At 69.2% G+C, this 22,267-nt stretch carries 23 protein-coding genes; 10 read left to right on the forward strand and 13 right to left on the reverse strand.

The window, feature by feature from the left end; translation table 11 throughout:
* Positions 1 to 3 precede the first annotated feature (3 nt).
* Complete coding sequence (locus NV348_RS15115; protein ID WP_447147524.1) at positions 4 to 945, reverse strand: MBL fold metallo-hydrolase; 942 nt, start codon at positions 943 to 945, stop codon at positions 4 to 6.
* A gap of 141 nt (positions 946 to 1,086) precedes the next feature.
* On the opposite strand from NV348_RS15115, the gene NV348_RS15120 reads away from it, so the two are divergent.
* Positions 1,087 to 1,476, forward strand: coding sequence for a hypothetical protein (locus NV348_RS15120; protein WP_447147525.1), 390 nt, complete (start codon positions 1,087 to 1,089; stop codon positions 1,474 to 1,476).
* Positions 1,473 to 2,603, forward strand: coding sequence for a cation:proton antiporter (locus tag NV348_RS15125; protein WP_447147526.1), 1,131 nt, complete (start codon positions 1,473 to 1,475; stop codon positions 2,601 to 2,603). The genes NV348_RS15120 and NV348_RS15125 overlap by 4 nt, the downstream gene beginning before the upstream one ends.
* Positions 2,604 to 2,621: 18 nt before the next feature.
* Here the strand turns inward: NV348_RS15125 and NV348_RS15130 are convergent, their stop codons facing one another.
* From NV348_RS15130 to NV348_RS15140, 3 genes are all read right to left on the reverse strand, one after another.
* Positions 2,622 to 3,014, reverse strand: coding sequence for an RNA-binding S4 domain-containing protein (locus tag NV348_RS15130; RefSeq protein ID WP_447147527.1), 393 nt, complete (start codon positions 3,012 to 3,014; stop codon positions 2,622 to 2,624).
* Between the two features lie 3 nt (positions 3,015 to 3,017).
* Positions 3,018 to 3,578 carry a C40 family peptidase gene (locus NV348_RS15135; RefSeq protein WP_355275443.1) on the reverse strand — a complete coding sequence of 187 codons (561 nt, stop codon included), beginning with the start codon at positions 3,576 to 3,578 and terminating at the stop codon, positions 3,018 to 3,020.
* Positions 3,579 to 3,906: 328 nt separating this feature from the next.
* Complete coding sequence (locus NV348_RS15140) at positions 3,907 to 4,200, reverse strand: hypothetical protein (RefSeq protein ID WP_447147528.1); 294 nt, start codon at positions 4,198 to 4,200, stop codon at positions 3,907 to 3,909.
* Between the two features lie 110 nt (positions 4,201 to 4,310).
* Between NV348_RS15140 and NV348_RS15145 the strand changes: the two genes are divergently transcribed.
* From NV348_RS15145 to NV348_RS15155, 3 genes are all read left to right on the forward strand, one after another.
* A complete protein-coding gene (locus NV348_RS15145) occupies positions 4,311 to 5,492 on the forward strand; it encodes a DUF8462 domain-containing protein (RefSeq protein WP_447147529.1) in 1,182 nt (393 codons plus the stop codon).
* Between the two features lie 272 nt (positions 5,493 to 5,764).
* On the forward strand, positions 5,765 to 6,715 hold the full coding sequence (locus NV348_RS15150) for an alpha/beta fold hydrolase (protein WP_447147530.1): 951 nt from the start codon (positions 5,765 to 5,767) through the stop codon (positions 6,713 to 6,715).
* A gap of 192 nt (positions 6,716 to 6,907) precedes the next feature.
* Positions 6,908 to 7,198, forward strand: coding sequence for an Rv0250c family protein (locus tag NV348_RS15155; RefSeq protein ID WP_071930967.1), 291 nt, complete (start codon positions 6,908 to 6,910; stop codon positions 7,196 to 7,198).
* Between the two features lie 58 nt (positions 7,199 to 7,256).
* Here the strand turns inward: NV348_RS15155 and NV348_RS15160 are convergent, their stop codons facing one another.
* Positions 7,257 to 8,441 carry an acetyl-CoA C-acyltransferase gene (locus NV348_RS15160; RefSeq protein ID WP_447147531.1) on the reverse strand — a complete coding sequence of 395 codons (1,185 nt, stop codon included), beginning with the start codon at positions 8,439 to 8,441 and terminating at the stop codon, positions 7,257 to 7,259.
* 247 nt (positions 8,442 to 8,688) lie between these two features.
* On the opposite strand from NV348_RS15160, the gene sdhC reads away from it, so the two are divergent.
* From sdhC to NV348_RS15175, 3 genes are read left to right on the forward strand one after another with little or no spacing between them, the layout of a single operon-like run.
* Complete coding sequence (gene sdhC / locus NV348_RS15165; RefSeq protein WP_447147532.1) at positions 8,689 to 9,519, forward strand: succinate dehydrogenase subunit SdhC; 831 nt, start codon at positions 8,689 to 8,691, stop codon at positions 9,517 to 9,519.
* A gap of 28 nt (positions 9,520 to 9,547) precedes the next feature.
* Positions 9,548 to 11,482, forward strand: a complete 1,935-nt coding sequence (locus tag NV348_RS15170; protein ID WP_447147533.1) for a fumarate reductase/succinate dehydrogenase flavoprotein subunit — start codon at positions 9,548 to 9,550, stop codon at positions 11,480 to 11,482.
* A gap of 2 nt (positions 11,483 to 11,484) precedes the next feature.
* Entirely contained in the window at positions 11,485 to 12,231 is a 747-nt protein-coding gene (locus NV348_RS15175) for a succinate dehydrogenase/fumarate reductase iron-sulfur subunit (protein ID WP_447147534.1), read from the forward strand.
* 46 nt (positions 12,232 to 12,277) lie between these two features.
* Here NV348_RS15175 and NV348_RS15180 read toward each other — a convergent pair whose 3' ends face one another.
* The 4 genes from NV348_RS15180 to NV348_RS15195 form a co-directional block, all read right to left on the reverse strand.
* The gene (locus NV348_RS15180; RefSeq protein WP_447147535.1) at positions 12,278 to 12,415 is read right to left on the reverse strand and encodes a hypothetical protein; all 138 of its coding nucleotides are present in this window, start codon (positions 12,413 to 12,415) and stop codon (positions 12,278 to 12,280) included.
* 98 nt (positions 12,416 to 12,513) lie between these two features.
* Complete coding sequence (locus NV348_RS15185; RefSeq protein ID WP_218718372.1) at positions 12,514 to 12,729, reverse strand: DUF397 domain-containing protein; 216 nt, start codon at positions 12,727 to 12,729, stop codon at positions 12,514 to 12,516.
* Entirely contained in the window at positions 12,726 to 12,944 is a 219-nt protein-coding gene (locus NV348_RS15190) for a DUF397 domain-containing protein (RefSeq protein WP_447147536.1), read from the reverse strand. Before NV348_RS15190 ends, NV348_RS15185 begins: the two co-directional genes overlap by 4 nt.
* Positions 12,941 to 13,858, reverse strand: a complete 918-nt coding sequence (locus tag NV348_RS15195; protein ID WP_355275202.1) for a helix-turn-helix domain-containing protein — start codon at positions 13,856 to 13,858, stop codon at positions 12,941 to 12,943. Before NV348_RS15195 ends, NV348_RS15190 begins: the two co-directional genes overlap by 4 nt.
* Before the next feature lie 203 nt (positions 13,859 to 14,061).
* On the opposite strand from NV348_RS15195, the gene NV348_RS15200 reads away from it, so the two are divergent.
* Positions 14,062 to 14,247: a hypothetical protein gene (locus NV348_RS15200; protein WP_447151048.1), complete on the forward strand. Its 186-nt coding sequence runs from the start codon at positions 14,062 to 14,064 to the stop codon at positions 14,245 to 14,247.
* Here the strand turns inward: NV348_RS15200 and NV348_RS15205 are convergent.
* Together NV348_RS15205 and NV348_RS15210 are read right to left on the reverse strand one after the other, a co-directional pair.
* Positions 14,244 to 15,191, reverse strand: coding sequence for a DNA-3-methyladenine glycosylase family protein (locus tag NV348_RS15205; protein ID WP_447147537.1), 948 nt, complete (start codon positions 15,189 to 15,191; stop codon positions 14,244 to 14,246). The genes NV348_RS15200 and NV348_RS15205 overlap by 4 nt on opposite strands.
* Before the next feature lie 250 nt (positions 15,192 to 15,441).
* Entirely contained in the window at positions 15,442 to 18,399 is a 2,958-nt protein-coding gene (locus NV348_RS15210; protein WP_447147538.1) for an FAD-binding and (Fe-S)-binding domain-containing protein, read from the reverse strand.
* 172 nt (positions 18,400 to 18,571) lie between these two features.
* Here NV348_RS15210 and NV348_RS15215 point away from each other — a divergent pair, with 172 nt between their 5' ends.
* Positions 18,572 to 20,458, forward strand: coding sequence for an ABC transporter ATP-binding protein (locus tag NV348_RS15215; RefSeq protein ID WP_447147539.1), 1,887 nt, complete (start codon positions 18,572 to 18,574; stop codon positions 20,456 to 20,458).
* Positions 20,459 to 20,482: 24 nt separating this feature from the next.
* Here NV348_RS15215 and NV348_RS15220 read toward each other — a convergent pair whose 3' ends face one another.
* Positions 20,483 to 21,175, reverse strand: a complete 693-nt coding sequence (locus NV348_RS15220) for a GntR family transcriptional regulator (RefSeq protein ID WP_447147540.1) — start codon at positions 21,173 to 21,175, stop codon at positions 20,483 to 20,485.
* A 70-nt stretch (positions 21,176 to 21,245) separates the two neighbouring features.
* Complete coding sequence (locus NV348_RS15225) at positions 21,246 to 22,226, reverse strand: acrylyl-CoA reductase family protein (protein ID WP_447151049.1); 981 nt, start codon at positions 22,224 to 22,226, stop codon at positions 21,246 to 21,248.
* Between the last annotated feature and the right edge of the window lie 41 nt (positions 22,227 to 22,267).

The following is a 22,267-nucleotide window of genomic DNA, read 5'->3' on the forward strand; positions in this document are numbered from 1 at the left end:
GGGTCAGTGTGGCGCGCGGGCGGTGACGGCGGCGCGGTCGTGGCCGGGGATCAGCTCGATGTCGTCGGGGAGCGCGTGCAGGCGGTGCACCGTCTCGAAGGCGGCATCGCGATCGTCGTCGAGCAGGTCGCCGGGCAGCGGGGCCTTCTCCCGCAGCAAGTCGACCTGCAAAGTGCTCCACACCGCGTCGCCCGCGAGCAGCACCCGCGACCCGTCGTCGACGGCGAGCAGCACGCCGATGCTGCCCGGCGTGTGCCCAGCCAAGTCGACCAGCACGACCGAGCCGTCACCGAACAGGTCGTGGCTGCGGGTGAAGGTGAGCACCGGCGGTCCGTCGAGGTCGTAGAGATCGAAGACGCGGCCGCGCAGCGGGCCGCGGGCGACACCGTGCGGGGCCTGCGATCCGCCCATCGCCCAGCGGTATTCGACGCCGGGCACCCGGATCGGCACCCAGCCGGGCAGTTCGTAGAGCCCGGCGACGTGGTCCCAGTGCAGGTGCGTCGGCAGCACGAAATCGATATCGGCGCCGGTCAGGTCGTGCGCGGCGAGAACTTCGCTCAGTCCGCGCACCGGCTGGCCGGGGGCGACGAGCAGCGGGACGGGGAACGGCAGTTCGGGCAGTACCCGCTCGTGCACGCCCGCGCAGATCGCCGGGTCCACCAGGAACGTGGCCGACGGGTGGCGCACCAGGAAGGTCGACATGGTCAGCGGTGTCGACCGCAGCGTCCGCACGCCTTCGGCGACGATCGCCGTCGGCGCGGACAGCTCGGCCTGGACGAGCGCGATGAGCGCGACGGTCTCGCGGGCAGGCGGCAGCGGCGCCGACTCGAGCGCGGCCAGGAACGCGGTGTCGGCGGCACGCGGCCACAGCAGCCGCGGAACCGTCGCGACGGCGGCGACACAGCAGGCGAGAAGCGTCGATAACATAGTCCTGCGCTCACCCATAGGTGCCACCGTAGGCGATCGCCCACAACCCGACCACCGTGGACTTTTCGGGACCCGGCGCCCGGATACCGATCGCGCAAACAAACGACAACATCCAGCGACGCTCCCGCTAACCCGGCACCAGCGGCGGATGATGATTCGATGGCAGACCAAATCATCCAGGTGCAATGGAAGGCCACCCCGGAGGAACACGACTACCCGGCCGCCGCCGACTATCTCGAGCTGCTCGGCGACGCGACGGTGGTCGAGGCGATCGTCGCCGGCCTCCGCAGCGCACCGGTGGTCGTGAAGAAGGCGAAGGACATCCTGCGCGCCTCCCAGCTCGAGGCCCTGACCCCGGACAATCCACACGTGCGCAAGGACCTGCTCAAAATCAACGAGGGCAAGAAACTCTCGCCGGTCCTGCTGGTCCGCGGTGACTGCCGCAAGAACGTGCCGATGCTGATCGCCGACGGGTACCACCGGGTCTGCGCGCTCTACTTCGCCGACGAGAACGCCGAGATCCCCGCCAAGATCGCCGCGATGCCGTGACCTTCGCGACCCTGGCGCTGATCGTCGCGCTCGGGGTGCTCGGGCCACTGCTCGCCCTGCCGAAGCGGCTGCATCTGCCGGTGATCCTGGGCGAGTTGCTGGCGGGAATCGTCTTCGGTACGACGGGCCTGCGGATCCTCGACGCGAGCGATCCGATCTTCGTGTTCCTGGCCGACATGGGTTTCGCGCTGGTGATGTTCGCGGCGGGCACCCACGTCCCGGTGCGCGACCCCGCCGTGCGCGGCGCCCTCGGCACCGGCATGGTGCGGGCGGCCCTGGTCGGTGTCGCCGCCGCGGTCGCGGGCTGGGCGGTGGCCCAGGCCTTCGATATCGGCCACGCGGGGATCTACGCGGTGCTGATGGCGTCGTCCTCGGCGGCGATGGCGTTGCCGATCATCGGTTCGCTGCGCTTGAGCGGGCCGCCGGTGCTGGCCCTCACCGCCCAGGTCGCCATCGCCGACACCGCCTGCATCGTCGCTTTGCCCCTGGTGCTCGATCCGGACAACGCGCTGCGGGCCGCGATCGGCGCGCTGGTCGTCGCGGCCTGTGCCGGCGTGATGTTCCTGATCCTGCGGTATCTGGAGAAGACCGGCGCCCGGCGGCAGGTGCACGAGGTGTCCGAGGAGCGCAAGTTCACGCTCGAACTGCGGGTGAGCCTGGTGCTGGTCTTCCTGCTGTGCGGCGTGGCCAGCACGATGCATGTGTCGATCATGCTCGGCGGCTTCGCGGCCGGGCTGGCGGTGGCCGGGATCGGCGAGCCGCGGCGGGTGGCCAAGCAGGTGTTCGCGATCAGCGACGGTCTGCTGGCGCCGCTGTTCTTCGTCTGGCTGGGGGCGCGGCTGGACCTGCGCGAACTCGGCGAGCATCCGCGGTTCATCCTGCTCGGCCTGGTGCTCGGCGTCGGCGCGGTCGTGGCGCACTGGGCGGCGCGCGTGGTGGGTCAGCCACTCACCTACGGCACGCTGGCGGCGGCACAGATCGGGGTGCCGGTCGCCGCCGTGACGATAGGCAGTCAGATGGGCGCGCTCGTGCCGGGTGAGGGGTCGGCGATCATGCTGGCCACCCTGTGCACGATCGGGATCGCGACGGCGGCGGCGAGCAGACTGGCGGCGAAGGCACCGGCATAGCGTGTGGTCAGAACTGCGCTAGTCGGTGCGGCCCATCAGTCGATCGGTCTCGCGGCGTTCCCGTTTCGTCGGCCTGCCCGCGCCGCGCTCGCGCTGCGGGATCGAGGCGAGGACTTCCTTCGGCGGTGGCGGCGGGCTGCGGTCGATCATGCACTGCGCGGCGATCGGTGGTCCGACGCGCTTGCTGATGATCCGCTCGACCACGACGATGCGCTCGAGACCCGCCTGCTTGATCCGGATCTCGTCACCGATCCGCACCTGCTGCGCGGGTTTGACGGTGACGCCGTTGATTCGCACATGCCCGGCGCGACAGGCTTCCGCCGCGGCCGAGCGCGTCTTGAACAAGCGCACCGCCCAGATCCACGAGTCGACGCGGGCCTGGGTGACGGAGCGTTGTTCCGCGGGGGTCACCCCTTAGACGATACGGCGAGCCGTGACGACGTCGTCGGCGCTGAGGTGGGTGTAGGACACCGGGGTGCCCGACTGCACGGCGTTCAGCAGCTGACCGTTGCCTGCGTAGATGCCGACGTGGCCGCCACCGTTGGTGATGACGATGTCACCGGCCTGCAGGTTGTCGAAGGACACCGGCGCGCCGACGTGCGACTGCTCGAAGCTGGTGCGCGGCAGTTCGATTCCGGCCTGACGGTAGGCCCACTGCACGAGGCCGGAGCAGTCGAAGCTCGACGGGCCTGCGGCACCCCAGCTGTAGACCGCACCGAGCTTGGTCCGCGCGGCGTCGAGCGCGACGTTGCCCGCCGACTGCTGCTGCTGGAAGGGGTTGTCGAAAGTGACGGACGGCAGCTGCGGAGCGGCCTGGCCCTGCGGGGCGACCATCGCCTGGAGCTGCTTCTCCACCTGCTGCGCGGGCTGCTCGAGCTCCGGCGGCAGATCGAAGTTACCGAGGCCGGGAATGTTGATCGTGGCGGCCTGCGAGATCGCGGGCATCGCACCTGTCGTGGCGGCCACCGCACCCATGACGAGGGCGCCCTTGACGGAATTCGGCAGTCGAGAATCCCGCTGCAAGCTGTGTTTACCCACCGAGACGAGTCTCCGATCTTGCTACTCCACCACCGGGTCGTCGGAATCGCTTGGCGACGACAACTATTCGGCAGTGACTCAATGGCGCCGCTCCTCTGACGAAGCGACAGACTCCACTAAGTCACGAGAAGATTACGGCCTGTGATGGAAGCTGTCCAGCGAAGCACGCAAGTTGTTTTCCCGCACTCGGGAAAGCCCTGGACAAGCGCCGTCCTTCCGGCGTGTCGCCGCGCGTAACGGTCCGATATCCCGGCCGGCCGTTGCGTTATCGACGACGCCCATCGCGTCCGCCCAGCACCTGTTCGAGGTCGGCGATGCGGGTGCGCGCGTCGGCCAGATCGATCTCCAGCCGCCCGAGCGCGATCAGCAGCGGGCCGAGCGCCAGTGCGGCCAGCGCCTCCGGATCGGCCGCGCCCTCCCCCTCCACGGCGGCCCGCAGGAACACCCGGATCGACTCGGTCAGGTGCGCGTCCGGTGGCAGCCGCACGGCGTCGAGGAAGGCGGCCGTCGAGGTCACCATCGGCTCACCGTGCGCGTCCCGCTGGGATCCCTCGGCCATGCCACTCCGTTTCCGTGTCGATCGCTCGTCTGACGCTTCGCTAGCAGTATCTAGGACACAGCCCAGAGTTACCGAGATTCCCCTGTCGATCCGCGCTACGGTTGTCCGGCATGGACCCCGTGCGCAATCCCTACGCTCCCGGCGCCGGCCAACGTCCACCCGAATTGGCCGGGCGCGACAAGCAACTCGCCGCCTTCGACATCGTGCTCGAACGGGTGGCCAGGGGCAGGCCGGAGCGCAGCGTGATGCTCACCGGACTGCGCGGCGTCGGAAAGACCGTGCTGCTCAACCAGCTTCGTTCGGCGGCGATCTCGCGCGGCTGGGGCACCGGCAAGATCGAGGCGCGACCGGACCAGGATCTGCGCAGGCCGCTGTCCTCGGCGCTGCACATGGCGGTGCGCGCGATCGCGATGGCGCACCGCAATCCCGAGCACGTCGACGACTTCCTCGGCATCCTCAAGGCCTTCGCCCTGCGCGCCACCGCCGACAAGGGCATGCGCGAACGCTGGCAGCCCGGCATCGATGTGCCCGCGGTGACCGGCCGCGCCGATTCGGGCGATATCGAGATCGACCTGATCGAGCTGTTCAAGGAGGCCGCGGCGCTGGCCGCCGATATCGGCGTCGGGATCGGCATCTTCATCGACGAGATGCAGGATCTCGGCCCGGCCGACGTCTCCGCGATCTGCGGCGCCTGCCACGAGCTGAGCCAGGACGGCGCGCCACTGATCGTCGTCGGCGCCGGCCTGCCGCATCTGCCCGCGGTGCTGTCGGCCTCCAAGAGCTACTCGGAGCGACTGTTCAGTTATCACCGCATCGACCGGCTCGACCGGCAGTCGGCCGACCTCGCCCTGATCGCCCCCGCCGAGCGCGAAGAGGTGAAGTTCACCGAGGACGCGCTCGATTCGCTCTACCAGAAGGCCGACGGCTACCCGTATTTCGTGCAGGCCTACGGCAAGGCGACCTGGGACCAGGCGCCGGACACCCCGATCACCGCCGAGGACGTCGAGGTGGCCGCGCCGGCCGCCGAGGAGGAGCTGGCGGTCGGCTTCTTCGGCTCCCGGTACGAACGCGCCACGCCCGCCGAGCGCGAGTACATGCGTGCGATGGCCGACCTGGCGGGTGACGACGGCCCGGTCGCGACATCGGCGGTCGCCGCCGAGCTCGGCCGCAAGCCCGCCTCGGTCTCCCCCGCGCGCGACGGCCTGATCAAGAAGGGCCTGATCTACTCGGCCGAGCGCGGCACGATCGGCTTCACCGTCCCGCACTTCGGCCGCTACCTGCGCAGCGTATAGCTCTCTGCCATTCTCTAGCTGTTCCCATAGAAAGCCGAAGACAGCGCTGTCGGCAGTTCTCGATGTCGATCTACAGATTTCTAGCCTGAGGGCTAGATAGTCGAAGAATCTCCCGCATAACGGCCGGGGCCCGCCCGGATTCGGTTGCGCATCGGCTGGATAACGCCAGGATTGGCGGGCTAACGGGCCGGAAACCTGGTTCGAAACACTCAGTACGCGGCCCAACCTTCCGGCCGGCCGCGGCCAGCGCTCCAGGACCGCGGGAGGCCGCTATGTCGAAGTCGTTCGCCGCCACCGATCTCATCGGCCGGCGCGCCACCGTCGTCACCGACGACGGTGTGCCGATCGCGGTCCGCACCTTCGGGGCCGCCGACGCCGCGCTGACCGTCGTCTTCGTCCACGGCCACTGCCTGCACACCGAATCGTGGGCGTTCCTGCGCGAGTACCTGCTAGAACACTGGGACGCCGACGCCAGGATGGTCTTCTACGACCACCGCGGCCACGGCGAATCGGGCCACGCCCACCACGCGACCTACACCATCGATCAGCTGGCCACCGATCTCGACGCGGTGCTGCGCGCGGTCGCGCCGACCGGCCCGGTGGTGCTGGTCGGGCATTCGATGGGCGCGATGGTGCTGCTGGCCTACGCCCGGCTGTTCCCCGCGTCGATCGGCACCCGTGTCGCCGGGATCGGGCTGATCGCGGGCGCCGCGGGCGGGCTCACCGAGGTCGGCCTCGGCAGGCTGCTCAACCGGCACGCCGTCGCGTCGCTGCAGCACGCGGTAGTGCGCGCGCCCCGGGTGATGCAGGCCTCGAAGCGCTTCTCGCGCTGGATCTTCGGGCCGCTGATCCGCGAGGCGGCCACCGGCACCCGGCGAGTGAATCCGCGGGTCGCCGCGGTCGCGACCGCGATCCTGAGCGAGACGCCGCTGCTGACGATGTCTGGTTTCCTCAGCTCGCTGCTGACCTTCGACGAGGCGCGCACCCTGGGCGGGCTCGGCGATCTGCCCACCCTGGTGCTGGCCGGCTCGGCCGATCTGATGGTGCCGTTCACCCACTCGGTGGTGCTGGCCTCACAACTGGCGGGCGCCGAGCTGGTGCGGATCGAGGGCGCCGGACACAGCGTCATCCTGGAGCGCGCCGAAGAAGTCGCGAGCTCGATCGCCGTCCTTGTCGAACGGGCCGCGGCGGGAGTCCGCAAGCACTACGCGGTCGCGGGCTGAGACCCGGAGTTACCGGACGGCAATCGCGGAATCCGGGCCAACTACGGGCGCAAACCGAAAAGCTCGGTTATTGTGGTGGAGATCACGTTGTGTGGTGAGTCACACGGCTCGGTGCAGTGCGGCCCGGGAGTTCACGGGCGTGCCAGGTGATCCGGCGAGTCGGTATGCCCGCCATATACACAGGAGGTAACGATGACACGCAGCGATATCGCGGAACTGCGCTACGCGGTCGGTCAACTCCGGCAATCGATCGGCGCACTGCGCTCCAACTACGGCGACGCGGCCACCGTGCGCCGGCTGGAGAACGACCTCGAGCGGCTCGTCATCGATGCCGAGGAGTTCGAGCAGGCGCCACCGCCGGAGCTCGCCGTCCCACGCAGGTCCGAACCGATCTACGTCCCGGACAGCAAGTCCGACGAGGCCGCCTGGATGGGCGCTCAGGACGAGGGCCTCGGTTTCCACTCCCGGCCGAGAACCAAATAGTCAGACCTGTTCACCGGCGCGGCGGTCCTGCCACCCAGGGTCGCCGCGCCAACCCCTGTCAGGCGCGGTGTCTGCCGAACCGGCGTCCGGTGCGGACGCCGTGGAACCGGGCGCCGCGCGGGGTCTCCGACGGCTCGTCGGAATCGGCCGATTCGAACAGCGCCGCGATGCCGTGGTCGTGGCCGAGCGCGATGGCCTCCAGGCCGTAGCGGCCGCCGGAGCGGCCCAGCTCGTGCAGCATCGTCGTCATGATCCGCAGGCCGGTGGCGCCGACCGGGTGCCCGAGGGCGATGTCGGAGCCGTTCACATTGAGCCGGTCGTGCGGGTCGAGATCCCACTCGGTGGCCAGGGCGAGCACCTCGACCGCGTAGCCCTCGTTGATCTCGAGCAGGTCGATGTCGTCGAGCGAGCAGCCCGTACGGGCCAGCAGCTTCGACACCGCGGGCGCCGCGCCGAGCGCCGGGCCCTCGCTGTCACAGCCCGCGGCGGCCCAGCCGGCGAGGAAGGCCATCGGGGCCAGACCCAGTTCGTCGAGCCGGTCCTCGGCGACGACCAGGCAGGCCGACGCGCCGAGCCGGTGCGAACTCATGTTGCCGATGGTGACGACGCCGTCGGCGAGCAGCGGCCGCAACCCGGCCAGCGTGTGTGTCGACAGGTCGTCGCGCACGCCCTCGTCGCGGCGGATCTGGTGTTCGAGCGAACCGGCGGCGACGCCGACCGGCACCACTTCCGCGCCGAACGCGCCCTGCCGCCAGGCCCGCGCCGCCTTGCGATGGCTGGCCACGGCGAATTCGTCGGCGGCAGTGCGGTCGATACCGTAGTAGTGCGCGAGCCGCTCGGCGTTGCGCAGTCCCGCGCGACCGCCCGGCAGTCCGGCCTGCGCGGGCGCGCACTCCACGCCGCCGGCCACCACCACGTCGGCGGCCCCGGTCTGCACCATCATCGCCGCGGTGATCACCGCCTGCAGGCCGCTGCCGCCGTGCCGGTCGGTGAGGAATCCGGGCACCGCGAAGGGCAGCCCGGCGCCGCGCGCGGCCAGCGCGCCGATCGCGGGCACGTCGGAGAGCCCGCCGTCGACACACGCCATCGCGACGTCCTCGATGCGTAGTGGGTCGATTCCGGAGCGCTCGATCACGGCCGACAGCACCGTGGTCGCCAACCACTCGGCGGGCATTCCGGACAGCGCGCCACCCTCCACGCCACTGGGCGTGCGGACGGGTGCCACGATCGCGGCTCTTCTCATTGCTCGTCACGCTCCTTTCCCCGGTGCGGGGAATTCCTGTCACAGGGCACCACAGGTTTGTTGCACAGGCGTGACCGACTGTCACGGGAGTTATTGCTGTGACAGAGATCACCGGGGTGTTCGGCGGGCGGTTGCGGGATACCCGGCTCGAGCGGCAAGAACACAGGCGTATGGTGCTCCACATCACAATCCATCGCGGTGGGGAATGATCAACCGCCGCACGGCCTAGATCAGCGAGGCATCCACCGTGAGTGCCGCACCGACCACCAGCCCGTCGACCGGGACGGGCGTGTTCAGCAAGACGAGGGCCCGCATCGCCGCGCGGACCCTGCGTACCGACCGCTGGTGGCTGCCACCACTGCTCACCGCGATCGGCCTCGGCGCCTTCATCGTCTACGCGACGATCAGATCCTTTGTGCGCACGGCCTATTGGGTGCCGCAATACCACTATCTGACGCCGTTCTACTCCCCCTGCCTGAGCGACTCCTGCGTCCCGGGATCGAGCCACTTCGGTACCCCGTTCGGCGAGCTGCCGATGTGGATCCCGCTCGGATTCGTGGTGCTGCCGTTCCTGCTCGGCTTCCGGCTGACCTGCTACTACTACCGCAAGGCCTACTACCGGTCGGTGTGGTTCTCCCCGCCCGCCTGCGCGGTCGCCGAACCGCACGCGCGCTACACCGGTGAATCGCGGCTGCCGCTGATCATCCAGAACTCGCATCGCTACTTCTTCTATGTCGCGCTGCTGGTCTCGCTGATCAACACCTACGACGCGATCATCGCGTTCCACGGGGAGACCGGCGGTTTCGGCTTCGGCCTCGGCAACATCGTCCTGCTGGTCAACGTCATCCTGCTGTGGGCCTACACCCTGTCGTGCCACTCGTGCCGGCATATCGCCGGCGGCAGGCTCAAACACTTCTCCGGCCATCCGGTGCGGTACTGGTTCTGGACCCAGGTCTCCAAGCTCAACACCCGCCACATGGCGCTGGCCTGGACCACCCTCGGCACCCTCGTGCTCACCGACTTCTACGTGATGCTGGTTGCCAGCCAGACCATTTCGGACCTGCGGTTCGTCAACTGAATCGCGTCGACTCCAGGAGCTAGTTCGAATGTCAGATGTGGAACGGCACGACTACGACGTCGTGGTGATCGGGGCGGGCGGCGCCGGGCTGCGCGCGGTGATCGAGGCCCGCGAGCAAGGGCTGTCGGTCGCGGTGGTGTGCAAGTCGCTGTTCGGCAAGGCGCACACCGTGATGGCCGAGGGCGGCTGCGCGGCCTCGATGGGCAATGCCAACGAGAAGGACAACTGGCAGACCCATTTCAAGGACACCATGCGCGGTGGCAAGTTCCTCAACAACTGGCGGATGGCCGAACTGCACGCGCAGGAGGCGCCCGACCGGGTGTGGGAGTTGGAAACCTATGGCGCGCTGTTCGATCGGACGCCCGACGGGCGGATCAGCCAGCGCAACTTCGGCGGCCACACCTACCCCCGGCTGGCCCACGTCGGCGACCGCACCGGCCTGGAACTCATCCGCACCATGCAGCAGAAGATCGTCTCGCTGCAGCAGGAGGACTACGCGGCCACCGGTGACTACGAGGCCAGGATCAAGGTCTTCGCCGAGTGCACCATCACCGAATTGCTCACCGATACCGGCCGAATCGCGGGCGCCTTCGGCTACTGGCGCGAGTCCGGCGGCTTCGTGCTGTTCACGGCACCGGCGATCGTGCTGGCCACCGGCGGTATCGGCAAGTCCTACAAGGTGACCTCGAATTCCTGGGAGTACACCGGCGACGGCCACGCGCTGGCGCTGCGCTCGGGCGCGACGCTGATCAATATGGAGTTCCTGCAATTCCATCCGACGGGCATGGTCTGGCCACCGAGCGTGAAGGGCATCCTCGTCACCGAGGGCGTGCGCGGTGACGGCGGCGTGCTGAAGAACTCCGACGGCAAGCGCTTCATGTTCGACTACATCCCGCCGGTGTTCAAGGGTCAGTACGCCGAGACCGAGGCCGAGGCCGATCAGTGGTTGCGCGACAACGACTCCGCGCGCCGCACCCCCGACCTGCTCCCCCGCGACGAGGTCGCCAGGGCGATCAACGAGGAGGTGAAGGCGGGGCGCGGCACCGAGCACGGCGGCGTGTACCTCGACATCGCCTCCCGCATGCCTGCCGACGAGATCGTGCGCAGGCTGCCGTCGATGCACCACCAGTTCAAGGAACTGGCCGATGTCGACATCACCGCCGAACCGATGGAAGTCGGCCCGACCTGCCACTACGTGATGGGCGGTATCGAGGTCGACCCCGATACCGGCGCCGCGGTGGTGCCCGGATTGTTCGCCGCCGGTGAGTGTTCCGGCGGCATGCACGGCTCGAACCGGCTCGGCGGCAACTCGCTGTCGGACCTGCTGGTGTTCGGCCGGCGGGCCGGGCTCGGCGCGTCCGCCTACGTCCAGCAGCTCACCGACCGGCCCGCACCGGCCGAGACCGATATCGAGGCGGCCGCGAAAACCGCTCTGGCGCCGTTCGATCCGCCCGCCGCAGGCACCGGCGAGAACCCGTACACCCTGCACAGCGAGTTGCAGCAGACGATGAACGACCTGGTCGGCATCATCCGCAAGGAACACGAGGTGCGTGAGGCCATCGAGAAGCTGGCGCAGCTGCGCGCCAGATACGCCGAGGTCACCGTCGAGGGGAAACGGCAGTTCAATCCCGGCTGGCACCTGGCGCTCGATCTGGCCAACATGCTGCTGGTCAGCGAATGCGTCGCCGAGGCGGCGCTGCTGCGCACCGAGAGCCGCGGCGGACACACCCGCGACGACCACCCCGGCATGAACCCCGACTGGCGCAACAAGCTGCTGGTCTGCGCGGTGGACCCGGCCACGAAGGACCGGCCGGTTCCGGCGGTCACCGTCACCCCGGCCGATCAGACGCCGATGCGCGACGACCTGCTCGCCCTGTTCGAGCTCAGCGAACTCGAGAAGTACTACACCGAGCAGGAATTGGCCGAACATCCGGCGGCCGGCTCGACCGAGGGAAAGGCGTAGCGATGGGGTACGACGCCCGGTTCCGGGTCTGGCGCGGTGATCTCGACGGCGGTGGCCTCGAGGACTACACGGTGCTGGTGAACGAGGGCGAGGTGGTGCTCGACATCATCCATCGTCTGCAGGCCACCCAGGCACCCGACCTCGCGGTCCGCTGGAATTGCAAAGCGGGCAAATGCGGTTCGTGTTCGGCGGAGGTGAACGGCAGGCCGCGGTTGCTGTGCATGACGCGAATGTCGACTTTCACCCAGGACGAGGTGATCACGGTGACGCCGATGCGCACCTTCCCGATCATCAAGGATCTCGTCACCGACGTCTCGTTCAACTACGAGAAGGCAAGGGAGATACCGTCTTTCACGCCACCGGCGGACCTGAAGCCCGGCGACTACCGGATGAAACAGGTCGATGTGGAGCGCTCGCAGGAGTTCCGCAAGTGCATCGAGTGTTTCCTCTGTCAGAACACCTGTCACGTGGTCCGCGATCATGAGGACAACAAGCAGGCCTTCGCGGGCCCGCGCTATCTGATGCGCATCACCGAACTGGAGATGCACCCGCTCGACACCGCCGATCGCCGGGAAATGGCACAGGAGGAGGCGGGTCTGAGTTACTGCAATATCACCAAATGCTGCACCGAGGTGTGCCCGGAACACATCAAGATCACCGACAACGCGCTCATTCCATTGAAAGAGCGAGTTGTCGATCGCAAATACGACCCGATCGTCTGGCTCGGCAACAAACTGTTCCGCCGGTAGACAGCTACGCCGCGGGGCACACGCACTGTGCGCCCCGCGGCGTCACCTACAACACGGCGACAGTCCCCACCGCGACTGATCCGACCAGTAATCCGATGAACAGCGCCGTGAGAAACGATCCGGTGAGTACATAGATCCCGATCGCCGACACCGCGAACAGCAGTATCACGATCAGGCGCTCCACCCCGTCCTCAGGCGCCAGCCTCCGGTACCGGGGTGGCATTTTCTTCAACCCTCGGTCCATATACCTGGGCTACCCGCCGCGTCTTGATCCAAACGTGATCAAGGGCGATCGAACTCGCCGTCGTGCACGCCCGCGGTGAACGCGGTCCACTCGCTCGGGGTGAAGATCAGCACCGGACCGTCGGGATTCTTGCCGTCCCGCAGGGCCACGTACCCGTCGGGCAGCATGGCGACCTCGACACTGCTGCCCTCCCCCGCCGTCCCGGCGCGCAGCCAGGTCGCGCCGGTGGTGTCGATGGTGCGCTTGCTGTTCACCGCGCGCCAAGGGGGCAGGCGAACGCGCCGTTGTCGATGCCCTGGGTGAAGGCGTCCCAGCTCGGGCCGTCGAAGACCAGCGCGGGGCCGGCCGGGTTCTTGCTGTCGCGCACGCCGACGCGACCACCGAACAGGAACGCCACTTCGACGCAGTCCTTGCCCGCGCCGCTGCGCGTGCTCTTGAACCAGTGTGCGTCGACGAGATCGAAACTCATGCCACATACTCCTTCGCGACCTGCCGCAGCAGGTGTCTACTCGGTTGGATATCCAGCGCATGACGCTGGAGGCACTCGTGAGCCCGGTCGTACCTTCTGACATCCGCGCGTCGTTCCAGGTAGAGATCGCCGGTGAAGCCTTCGGCGTACACCACCGGTGGTTCGACCGGTTGCCCCTTGCTGTCGGTGCCGAACTCGAGAACCGTGAAAGGTCCGGTGGAGACTCCGAGTGGAACACCGGCGGCAAACGGCAGGATACGCAGTGTCACATTGCTTCGGGTGCTCGCGTCGGCAAGATGTCGCAACTGCGCAGCCATCACCTTTGCATCACCGACGATGCGATGCAATACCGATTCGTGCAGAACCACATCGATCTCGGCGGGCGAATGCTTGCGGGTGATCAACGCCTGCCGTTGCAGCCGCAAAGCCACCCGGCGATCGAGCTCGTCGACCGAATCCTTGGGATAGCCCAGCTGATTCAGCGCGCGCGCATAGTCGGCCGTTTGGAGCAAACCGAGGACCAATTCGGACTGATAAGCCCGCAACCGATGTGCCGAAGCCTCCAAACCCACATAGACATCGAAGTTTTCGGGAATCAGATCGCCGTAGGCGTGCCACCAGCTCTTGACGGCCGCCTGCTGCGCGAGTCCGGTCAGGCCCTCGGCGAGATCGTCCGGAATGCCGTAGATCCGGCACAGTTCGTGGATGTCGATCGTCCGGATGCGGTCGGCCTGGCCCTTTTCCAGGCGCTGCAGCGTACTGGCGCCCCATTCCATCAACTTGGCGGCCTCGGCGATGGTGAGACCCGCCTGGGTCCGCCAATCGCGCAGATAGCGGCCGAGCTGACGGCGCGGCAGGGTCGAGGAGACTCCTGCCGCCGGTCCGCCCGCTCCGGTCGATGCATTCGCTGCCACAGCCCCACTCCTTCTGTGCTCGCAATCCGCCACAGCCCACAGCCCCGCCTATGACGGTGGATTTCGTCCACTATGGGGAATCCTGCACTCCCCGTTGGATGCCGTGCTGGGAATTCGCCGCTAAATATCGGGATCGGCGTGTACCGACCGTTAGCCGAACGGTTGCGTGCTCTCCTGGAGACATGCAATTGAGCGATGTGAACATGCATATTGCCGCTGCACTACTCGGTTGCGGCACCGATCCGGGCCCGATGGACGCCGAACAAGCCCATGCCGCAATGCAATTGCACCTCGACTGCACGGTCGACGAGTGCCGGGTCCGCAGGCGGGCCCGCACCACCCTCGTCGACGCCGGGCACTGCGTGCTCGAACAGCGCGCGATCCGCTAGCGGTGCCGGTGGTCGGTGATCGGCGTGCGTGGCCCGAACTTCGGCTTGTGCGCCTGCCCGCTCAGCGCGAGCAGGCGGACCGCCCGATAGCGGTGCGGCCGTAGCGGTTCCAGGTACTCGATCATCGCGTCGTCGTCGATCGGATGGCCGAGCAAGCTCCAGCCGACCGTGGCGGCCAGGTGATAGTCGCCGACCGAGAGGGCGTCGGCGTCGCCGAAGGCGCGCTGCGCGGTCTCGGCAACCGTCCAGACACCGATGCCAGGCAGGCTGCGCAGCCGCCGCGCGGCCTCGGCGGGCGACAGCTGCGCGGTGCGCTCGATCGAGTCGGCCACCCTGGCCGCGCGCACGATGGTCTGCGCCCGCTGCGGACCGACATTGGCCCGGTGGTACTTCCAGGACGGGATGCGCCGCCAGGTCTCGGCGTCGGGCGCGACCATCAGCCCGGCCGGCGCGGGCCCCGGCGCCTTCGTGCCGAACTCACGGACCAGGCTCCGCCAGGCCGCGAACGACGACTTGGTGTGCACCTTCTGCTCGAGGATCGCGGGCACCAGTGATTCGAACACCAGCCCGGTCCGCAGCATCCGCAGGCCGGGCACCACGCGATGGGCTTCGACCAGCTTGGGGTGCTCGGGCGCGAAGCCGGCCAGGTCTTCCTCCAGGCACAGCATCCGGTCCAGCCCGGCCAGGAATTCCTCGGCGCCGGGTCCCCAGGCACGCGCGTGCGCGCCGTCGCGGCCGTCCTGGACCAGCCGGTAGGTGACCACCCCGGTCGGCATCCGGGAGGCGTGCCAGTGCGCGCCGTCGGCGTCGACGTGGTGGCACGGATCGCCGCCGCCGCGCCGCAGCGGAACGACGGTGAGCCCGACGTCGAACGGCCTGCTGGACCGGACGGTCCTGGACAGCCCGGCCGTCGTCAGGCCGGGGTCGAGGGTCTGATCGCGCACCCGACCATTGTGCGCGCCCGCTCTCGTGCCGATGCGTGTTCGTAATATTCGCCACGTTCACCGCGATGTAGATCGTGTTGGCAAACAGCCGGCATCCCATCGATGCAGGAGGTACCCGATGATCACGAACGCAATCAACTGGCTGCTGGCGGCGTGGGGCAGCGGGTCGGCGGGTAGCTCGGGGTACCAGATCGCACCGGGCACTCTGCCCGGCGGTAGCTGAGGTCCGACAGCGCGGCAGCCGCACACCTCAGTCGCCCAGGACGAACCTCGCCAACGGCACTCCTCGGACGTTCGCCAGTTGTTCTGCCTGCGTTCGGCAGGAGAAGCCGTCGGCCAGGAACGTCGTCCCGTCCGGGGCGGCGCGCAGGGCCGGGAGCAGAGCGCTCTCGGCGACCGCGACGGACACCTCGTAGTGCCCTTTCTGCATGCCGAAGTTACCGGCCAGCCCACAGCACCCGGCCAGCTCCTCGACGGTGACCCCCATCGCGGCCAGCAACCGTCGCTCCGCGGCGAAGCCGCCGACGGCGTGCTGGTGACAGTGCGGCTGCACCACGACCCGCTCCCCGGGACGCCGTGGCGGCCGCCATTCGGGGTGGTCGACCAGGACCTCGGCCAGCGTCCGAACCGCTGCCGCGACCTGGGCCGCACGCGGATCATCGGCCAGGAGTTCCGGCAGGTCGGCGCGCAGCGCGGCGGTGCATGACGGTTCGAGACCGACGACCAGTCCACCCGCCGCCACATGGTCGGCCAGCGCGTCCAGGGTGGCCCGCAGTCGGCCGCGGGCCCCGTCGAGCTGTCCGGTGGTTATCCACGTCAATCCACAGCAGACCCGGACCATGGGGATACGGACCCGGTAACCGAGCTCTTCGAGCAACACCGTCGCGGCGATCGCGTTCGCCGGATCGAAGGTGTCGGTGAAGGAATCCACCCACAGCATCACCGTGCGCTCGCTCACCGCTGAGAACTCGGTCGAGGCCGCGACGCCCTCGAGTGCGCCGGTCGGCGGCGCGTCGTCGGCCGTCAGCGCATCGCTGGTGATCGCTGGGTCACGGTTGTCGGTGCGGGAGTTCGGCAGTAGGCGGTGGTGGGGGGTGCGTAACAGGGCGGTGGTGGCGGGTACGGTGCGGTCGTTGCCGCCGATTTCCTGCCAGATTCGGCGGAACGGGGTCGGCGCGAGGACTGGTGCCTCGCGGCGGGGATCGATGCCCACCATGCGCATGGCAGCTCGCCGGAGCAGGGGGCGGGCGGCGAGGGCGTTGGACAAGCGCGGAAAGTGTTGGGCGACAGCGAGCCAGCGGGGCAGCCAGCCGAGGACGTAGTGGTCGAGGGGGCGGCGGCGGCCTCGGTAGCGGCGGTACAGGGTTTCGGATTTGTAGGTGGCCATGTCGACGCCCGCCGGGCAATCCGATCCACAGGCCTTGCAGGACAGGCACAGATCCAGCGATTCCTCGACCGCCGGTGCGCGCCAGTCGAGTTCGCCGCGGACGACCTCCTGGAGGACGCGGGCGCGGCCCCTGGTGCTGTCCTTCTCGTCCGAGGTCGCCAGGTACGACGGGCACATGAAGCCGCCCGAGCCGCGAGTGTCGGCTCGGCACTTGCCGATTCCTACACATCTGTGCACAGCTGTGGATAGATCACCGGCATCGGCCGCCAGCGCGAACCCACCCGCCGAGGTCAGCGGCCGCAGCCCGGCCACCCGCAGGTCGGCGTCCACCGGCGCCGGGGCGACGAGCACGCCGGGGTTGAGCACGTCGTCGGGGTCGAACAGCGCCTTGAACCCGGCGAAGGCGGCACGGGCGGCGGGGGAGTACATCACCGCGAGGAGTTCGGATCGGGCGCGCCCGTCGCCGTGTTCGCCCGAGAGTGAACCCCCGTGGCGCACTACGAGTTCGGCGGCGTCGAACAGGAAGGACCGGAAGCGCCGGGGCGCGTCGGCGATCGGGAAGTCGAGGCGGACGTGGATGCAGCCGTCGCCGATATGGCCGTACAGCAGCCCGTCGACCGCGTACTCCGCGGTGAGCGAAGCGAATTCGCGCAGATAGTCGCCGAGCTGAGCGGGCGGAACGGCGGCGTCCTCCCAGCCCGGCCAGGCGGGGCGGCCATCCGGGGTGCGCCCGGCCAATCCGGCACCGTCGGCACGGATCCGCCAGAGTGCTGCCGCGACAGCCGGATCCGTGACGATGCGGTGGTCGTCGGCGTCGGCTTCCCGGCACAGCCGCTCGGCCAGCGCGAAGGCCTCGTCGGCGCTCGCGCCCGGCGTCTCGACGAACAGCCACCCGCGCCCGCGCGGCAACTCGGGCACCGCGCCGCGATGGGCGCGGACCCGGTCGACCAGCCCCGCATCGATGCCTTCCACCGCGATCGGCCCGCAGCGGGTGACGGCGGCGATATCGTCTGCCGCCGTGGCGATATCGGGATAGCCGAGCACCGTCAGCACGGTGGCGGCGGGCACCGGGGTGAGGTCGATCTCGGCCTCGAGCAACAGCCCACAGGTGCCCTCGGTGCCGACGAACGCCTTCGCGATCGACGAACCACGTTCCGGCAGCAGGTGTTCCAGGCCGTACCCGGACGCCTGCCGATCGAATCGGCCCAGCTCGGTGCGCAGCACGGCGAGGTTGGTCGTGGTGAACCCGGCCAGGCCGGGCACCGCGCCGAGGTCGGCGCCGAGTACCCGTTCGGCGCCCGTACCGTCGACGACGCGCAGCGACCGCACCCGATCGGAGGTGCGACCCCAGGCCAGCGCGTGCGGTCCGCAGGCGTTGTTGCCGATCATCCCGCCCAGCGTGCAGCGGTCCTGCGTGGACGGGTCGGGCCCGAACCGCAAACCGTCGGGCCGCAGCCGTCGTTGCAGGTCGGACAGCACGACACCGGGCTGCACCCGCGCCGTGCGCGCCTCGGGATCGACTGCGAGCACAGCCCGCAGATGCCTGCTGAAATCGAGCACGATCCCGGGACCGACGGCATTGCCCGCCACCGAGGTACCCGCCCCACGAGCGGTCACCGACAACCCGTGCGCGCGGGCGAAGGTGAGGGTCGCGGCGACATCGGCGTCGTGGCGCGGGAACACCACCAGCGTGGGCCGGACGCGGTAGTTGGAGGCGTCCGAGGAGTACTCGGCCCGGCGTCGGACCGACGCGTCGACCGCGCCGTCGACCCGCCCGCGCAGGGCCTCGGCCAGCAGCTCCGCACTCCGGGTGTCGTCCACCCGACCAGCCTAATCAGCACTGACGCACGGCCCGGGCGCTGTAGGAGTCCGCCCCGCGTTCGCTGTCGGCGGAACGGACGGTGCTGGGAAAGTATTTGCAGTCAACCTTTGTTGAGGTTTTAGTGTCGGTGGGCAGGAGTTCGATGGGCGGGGAGCGAAGAGGAGTGCGGCAGTGAGTATCGAATCGGTGGCCTACAGCCAGATGTACCGGCGGATGAACGCGCCCGAGGAGGAGCGGCCGTTCAGCCTGTCCACCGCGCGGCGCATTCTGCGTTTCGCCGAAGCGCACTGGCGGCGGATCTCGGCGTTCCTGCTGCTCAGTGTGGTGGCCGCGGTGCTCGGCGTGGCGACGCCGGTGCTGGCCGGTCGCGTCGTCAACGACATCGTGGCCGGCTCGGCGGCGCGCACGGTCGTCATCCTCGCGCTCGCCATCGCGGGTCTGGCGGTGCTCGACGCCGGCCTCGGCATCGTCATCCGGTGGCTGTCCGCCCGGATCGGTGAGGGCCTGATCCTGGACCTGCGCACCGCCGTGTTCGACCACGTGCAGAAGATGCCGGTCGCGTTCTTCACCCGCACCAGGACCGGCGCGCTGGTGAGCAGGCTCAACAGCGATGTCATCGGCGCGCAGCGCGCGTTCAGCGACACGCTGTCGGGCGTGGTCACCAACCTGGTGACGCTGGCGCTGACGCTGGCGGTCATGCTCAGCATCTCCTGGCAGATCACCCTGCTCGCGCTCGTGCTGCTGCCCGTGTTCGTGATCCCCGCGCGCCGGGCGGGCAATCGCCTGGCTGCCATGCAGCGCGAGGCCGCGCAGCTCAACGCCGCCATGAGCACCCAGATGACCGAGCGCTTCTCCGCGCCGGGCGCCACCCTGGTGAAGCTGTTCGGCAGGCCGCGGCAGGAGTCCGCGGAGTTCGCGGTGCGTGCCACCCGGGTCCGCGACATCGGTGTGCGCACCGCGATGCTGCAGACCACCTTCGTCACCTCGCTCACGCTGGTCTCCGCGCTGGCGCTGGCCCTGGTCTACGGCCTCGGCGGCTGGTACGCGCTGCAGGGCAGCCTCGACGCCGGTTCGGTCGTCGCCCTGTCGCTGCTGCTGACCCGCCTCTACACCCCGCTCACCGCGCTGGCCAGCGCGCGACTGGAGATCATGTCGGCGCTGGTGAGCTTCGAGCGCGTGTTCGAGGTGCTGGATCTGAAGCCGCTGATCGAGGACGCGCCCGGCGCGGTCCCGGTCGCCGACGGCCCGGTGGCGGTGGAGCTGGACGCGGTGAACTTCGGCTACCCCTCGGCCGACAAGGTCTCGCTGGCCTCGCTCGAGGACGTGGCGACCCTGGACACCCGGGGTGGCGTCGAGGTGCTGCACGAGGTGTCGCTGCGGGCCGAGCCCGGCCAGCTGATCGCCCTGGTCGGCTCCTCGGGTGCGGGCAAATCGACCATCGCCCAGCTGGTTTCGCGCCTCTATGACGTCGACTCCGGCGCGGTCCGGCTCAACGGCACCGATGTGCGCGAGCTGACCACCGAGTCCATCCAGCGCACGGTCGGCCTGGTCACCCAGGACGGCCACCTGTTCCACGACACGATCCGCGCGAACCTGCTGCTGGCGCGGCCGGAGGCCGGCGAGGACGAACTGTGGGACGCGCTGCGCCGGGCCCGGCTCGGCGAGCTGGTCGACTCGCTCACCGACGGCCTCGACACCGTCGTCGGCGAGCGCGGCTACCGCCTCTCCGGTGGTGAACGCCAGCGCCTGACCATCGCGCGCCTGCTGCTCAAGCAGCCCCGCGTGGTGATCCTCGACGAGGCCACCGCCTCGCTGGACTCCACCTCCGAAGCGGCGGTGCAGGAAGCACTCACCGAGGCCCTCCAGGGCCGGACCGCCCTGGTGATCGCGCACCGGCTCTCCACGATCCGCTCCGCCGACCAGATCGTGGTGCTCGAGCAGGGCCGGATCGTCGAGCGCGGCACGCACGCCGACCTGCTCAATGCCGACGGCCGCTACGCCGAGCTCTACCGCACGCAGTTCGCCGACGACCCGGTCACCGTCACCACCGCGGCCTGACCCGCGCGCACGCCGGCCCCGTCCTCAGGCGGGGTCGGCGTGCCGCAGTGCGGTGACAATGGCCAGCGTCGGTGTCCGGCCCGCCTCGGTGTGGCTGAGCATCGCGTACTCGGCCAGGCGTTCGTCGCCGGAGGAGATGGCCTCGATGAGATGGCGGTGCTCGTCGCGCTGTTCCTCGGTGGCACGGTCGGCGGTGAGGAAGAACAGCCACGCCATCCGGGCCAGGATGGTGCGCATGAGCTGGGTGAGCAGGCTGTTGCCGGACAGTTCGACGATCGCGCCGTGCAGCTTCGCGTTGGTCTCGGCGATCCGCAGCGGATCACCGGAGTCGTTGGCCACCTGGGCTTCTCGCAGCGCGGCCCGCAGCGGGGCACTGTCGTGGCCCTGCCGGATGCGGGCGGCGGCGAGCCGGGCGCCCAGCGGTTCCAGCCCGATCCGCACGTCGAAGAGTTCCTCCACGGCCGCGCGGTCCCAGGAACGCACGACGGCGCTGCGCCGGGGAAGCGCGCTGACGATGCCGTCGAACTCGAGCAGGGCCAGCGCCTCACGCACCGGCAGCCGCGAGGTGCCGAGCATGGCGGCGACCCGGGCCTCCGGTAACTTCTCGCCTTCCCGGTATACCCCGGTGATGATGTTGCGCCGAAGGTCGTAGTAGATCCGCCGGGTCTGGGAGGTGTCGTCGACGGCTTCTACCGGGCGACGTTGGTCTCGGGCCACGGAGTAAGTCTACGAATCTATTTTTGGTCGACCGTTGCATGAACAGCACCGGGCGCGCGGCGGACGTCGATCAGAACTCGCCCGCCACGCCGATCACCGTGCGGCCGGAATGGGTGCCGTCCTTGATCGACTGCAGCACCCGGTTCACCTCGGTGATCGGGGCGAACGACTCGATCGCCGAGAGGTGCTGTGGGCGCAGCTCTTTGCCGAGCGCCGACCACAGCGCCCGGCGCTTCTCGATCGGCAGGAAGACCGAATCGATGCCGAGCAGGCTGACACCGCGCAGGATGAACGGCAGCACGGTGGCGGGCAATTCGGCGCCGCCGGTGAGGCCGCTGGCCGCGACGGCGCCGCCGTAGCCGATGGCGCTCAGGACGTGGGCCAGCGAGGCGCCGCCGACACTGTCGACCGCGGCGGCCCAGACCGCCTTGTTGAGCGGGCGCGGCTTGGCGTCCGGGTCGAGCGGGAGGCGGCCGATGACCTCGTTGGCGCCGAGCTCGGCGAGCAGGTCGGCCGCGTCGGTCTTGCCGGTGGAGGCGATGACCTCGAAGCCGAGGCCGGACAGGATGTCGATGGCGACGGTGCCGACCCCGCCCGTCGCACCGGTGACGAGCACCGCGCCGTCGTCGGGGGTCAGGCCGTGGTCGAGCAGGGCCTGCACACTCATCGCCGCGGTGAAGCCGGCGGTGCCGATGGTGGCGGCGTCGCGGGTGTCCAGGCCATCCAGGCGCACCACCCATTCGGCGGGAATTCGCGCGTACTCGGCGAAACCGCCGTTGCGGGAGACACCGATCTCGTAGCCGTGCGCGATCACCTGGTCGCCGGGGGCGAAGTCGTCGGTCTCGGACGCGACCACCTCACCGGTGAGGTCGATACCGGGGACGATCGGGTAGTTGCGCACCACGCCACCGCGCGGGGTGATCGCCAGGAGGTCCTTGTAGTTGGCGCTCGAGTAGTGAACCTTGATCGTCACCTCGCCCGCGCCGAGGAAATCCTCCCCGACCTGCTCACGAGCGAGCACGATCCCACCGTCGGATTCACGGGCCACCATCGCGGAGTACACAGTCCCGCCTCTCCGGGTGTTCGAGCCAG

This window comes from Nocardia fodinahabitans, assembly GCF_052983615.1.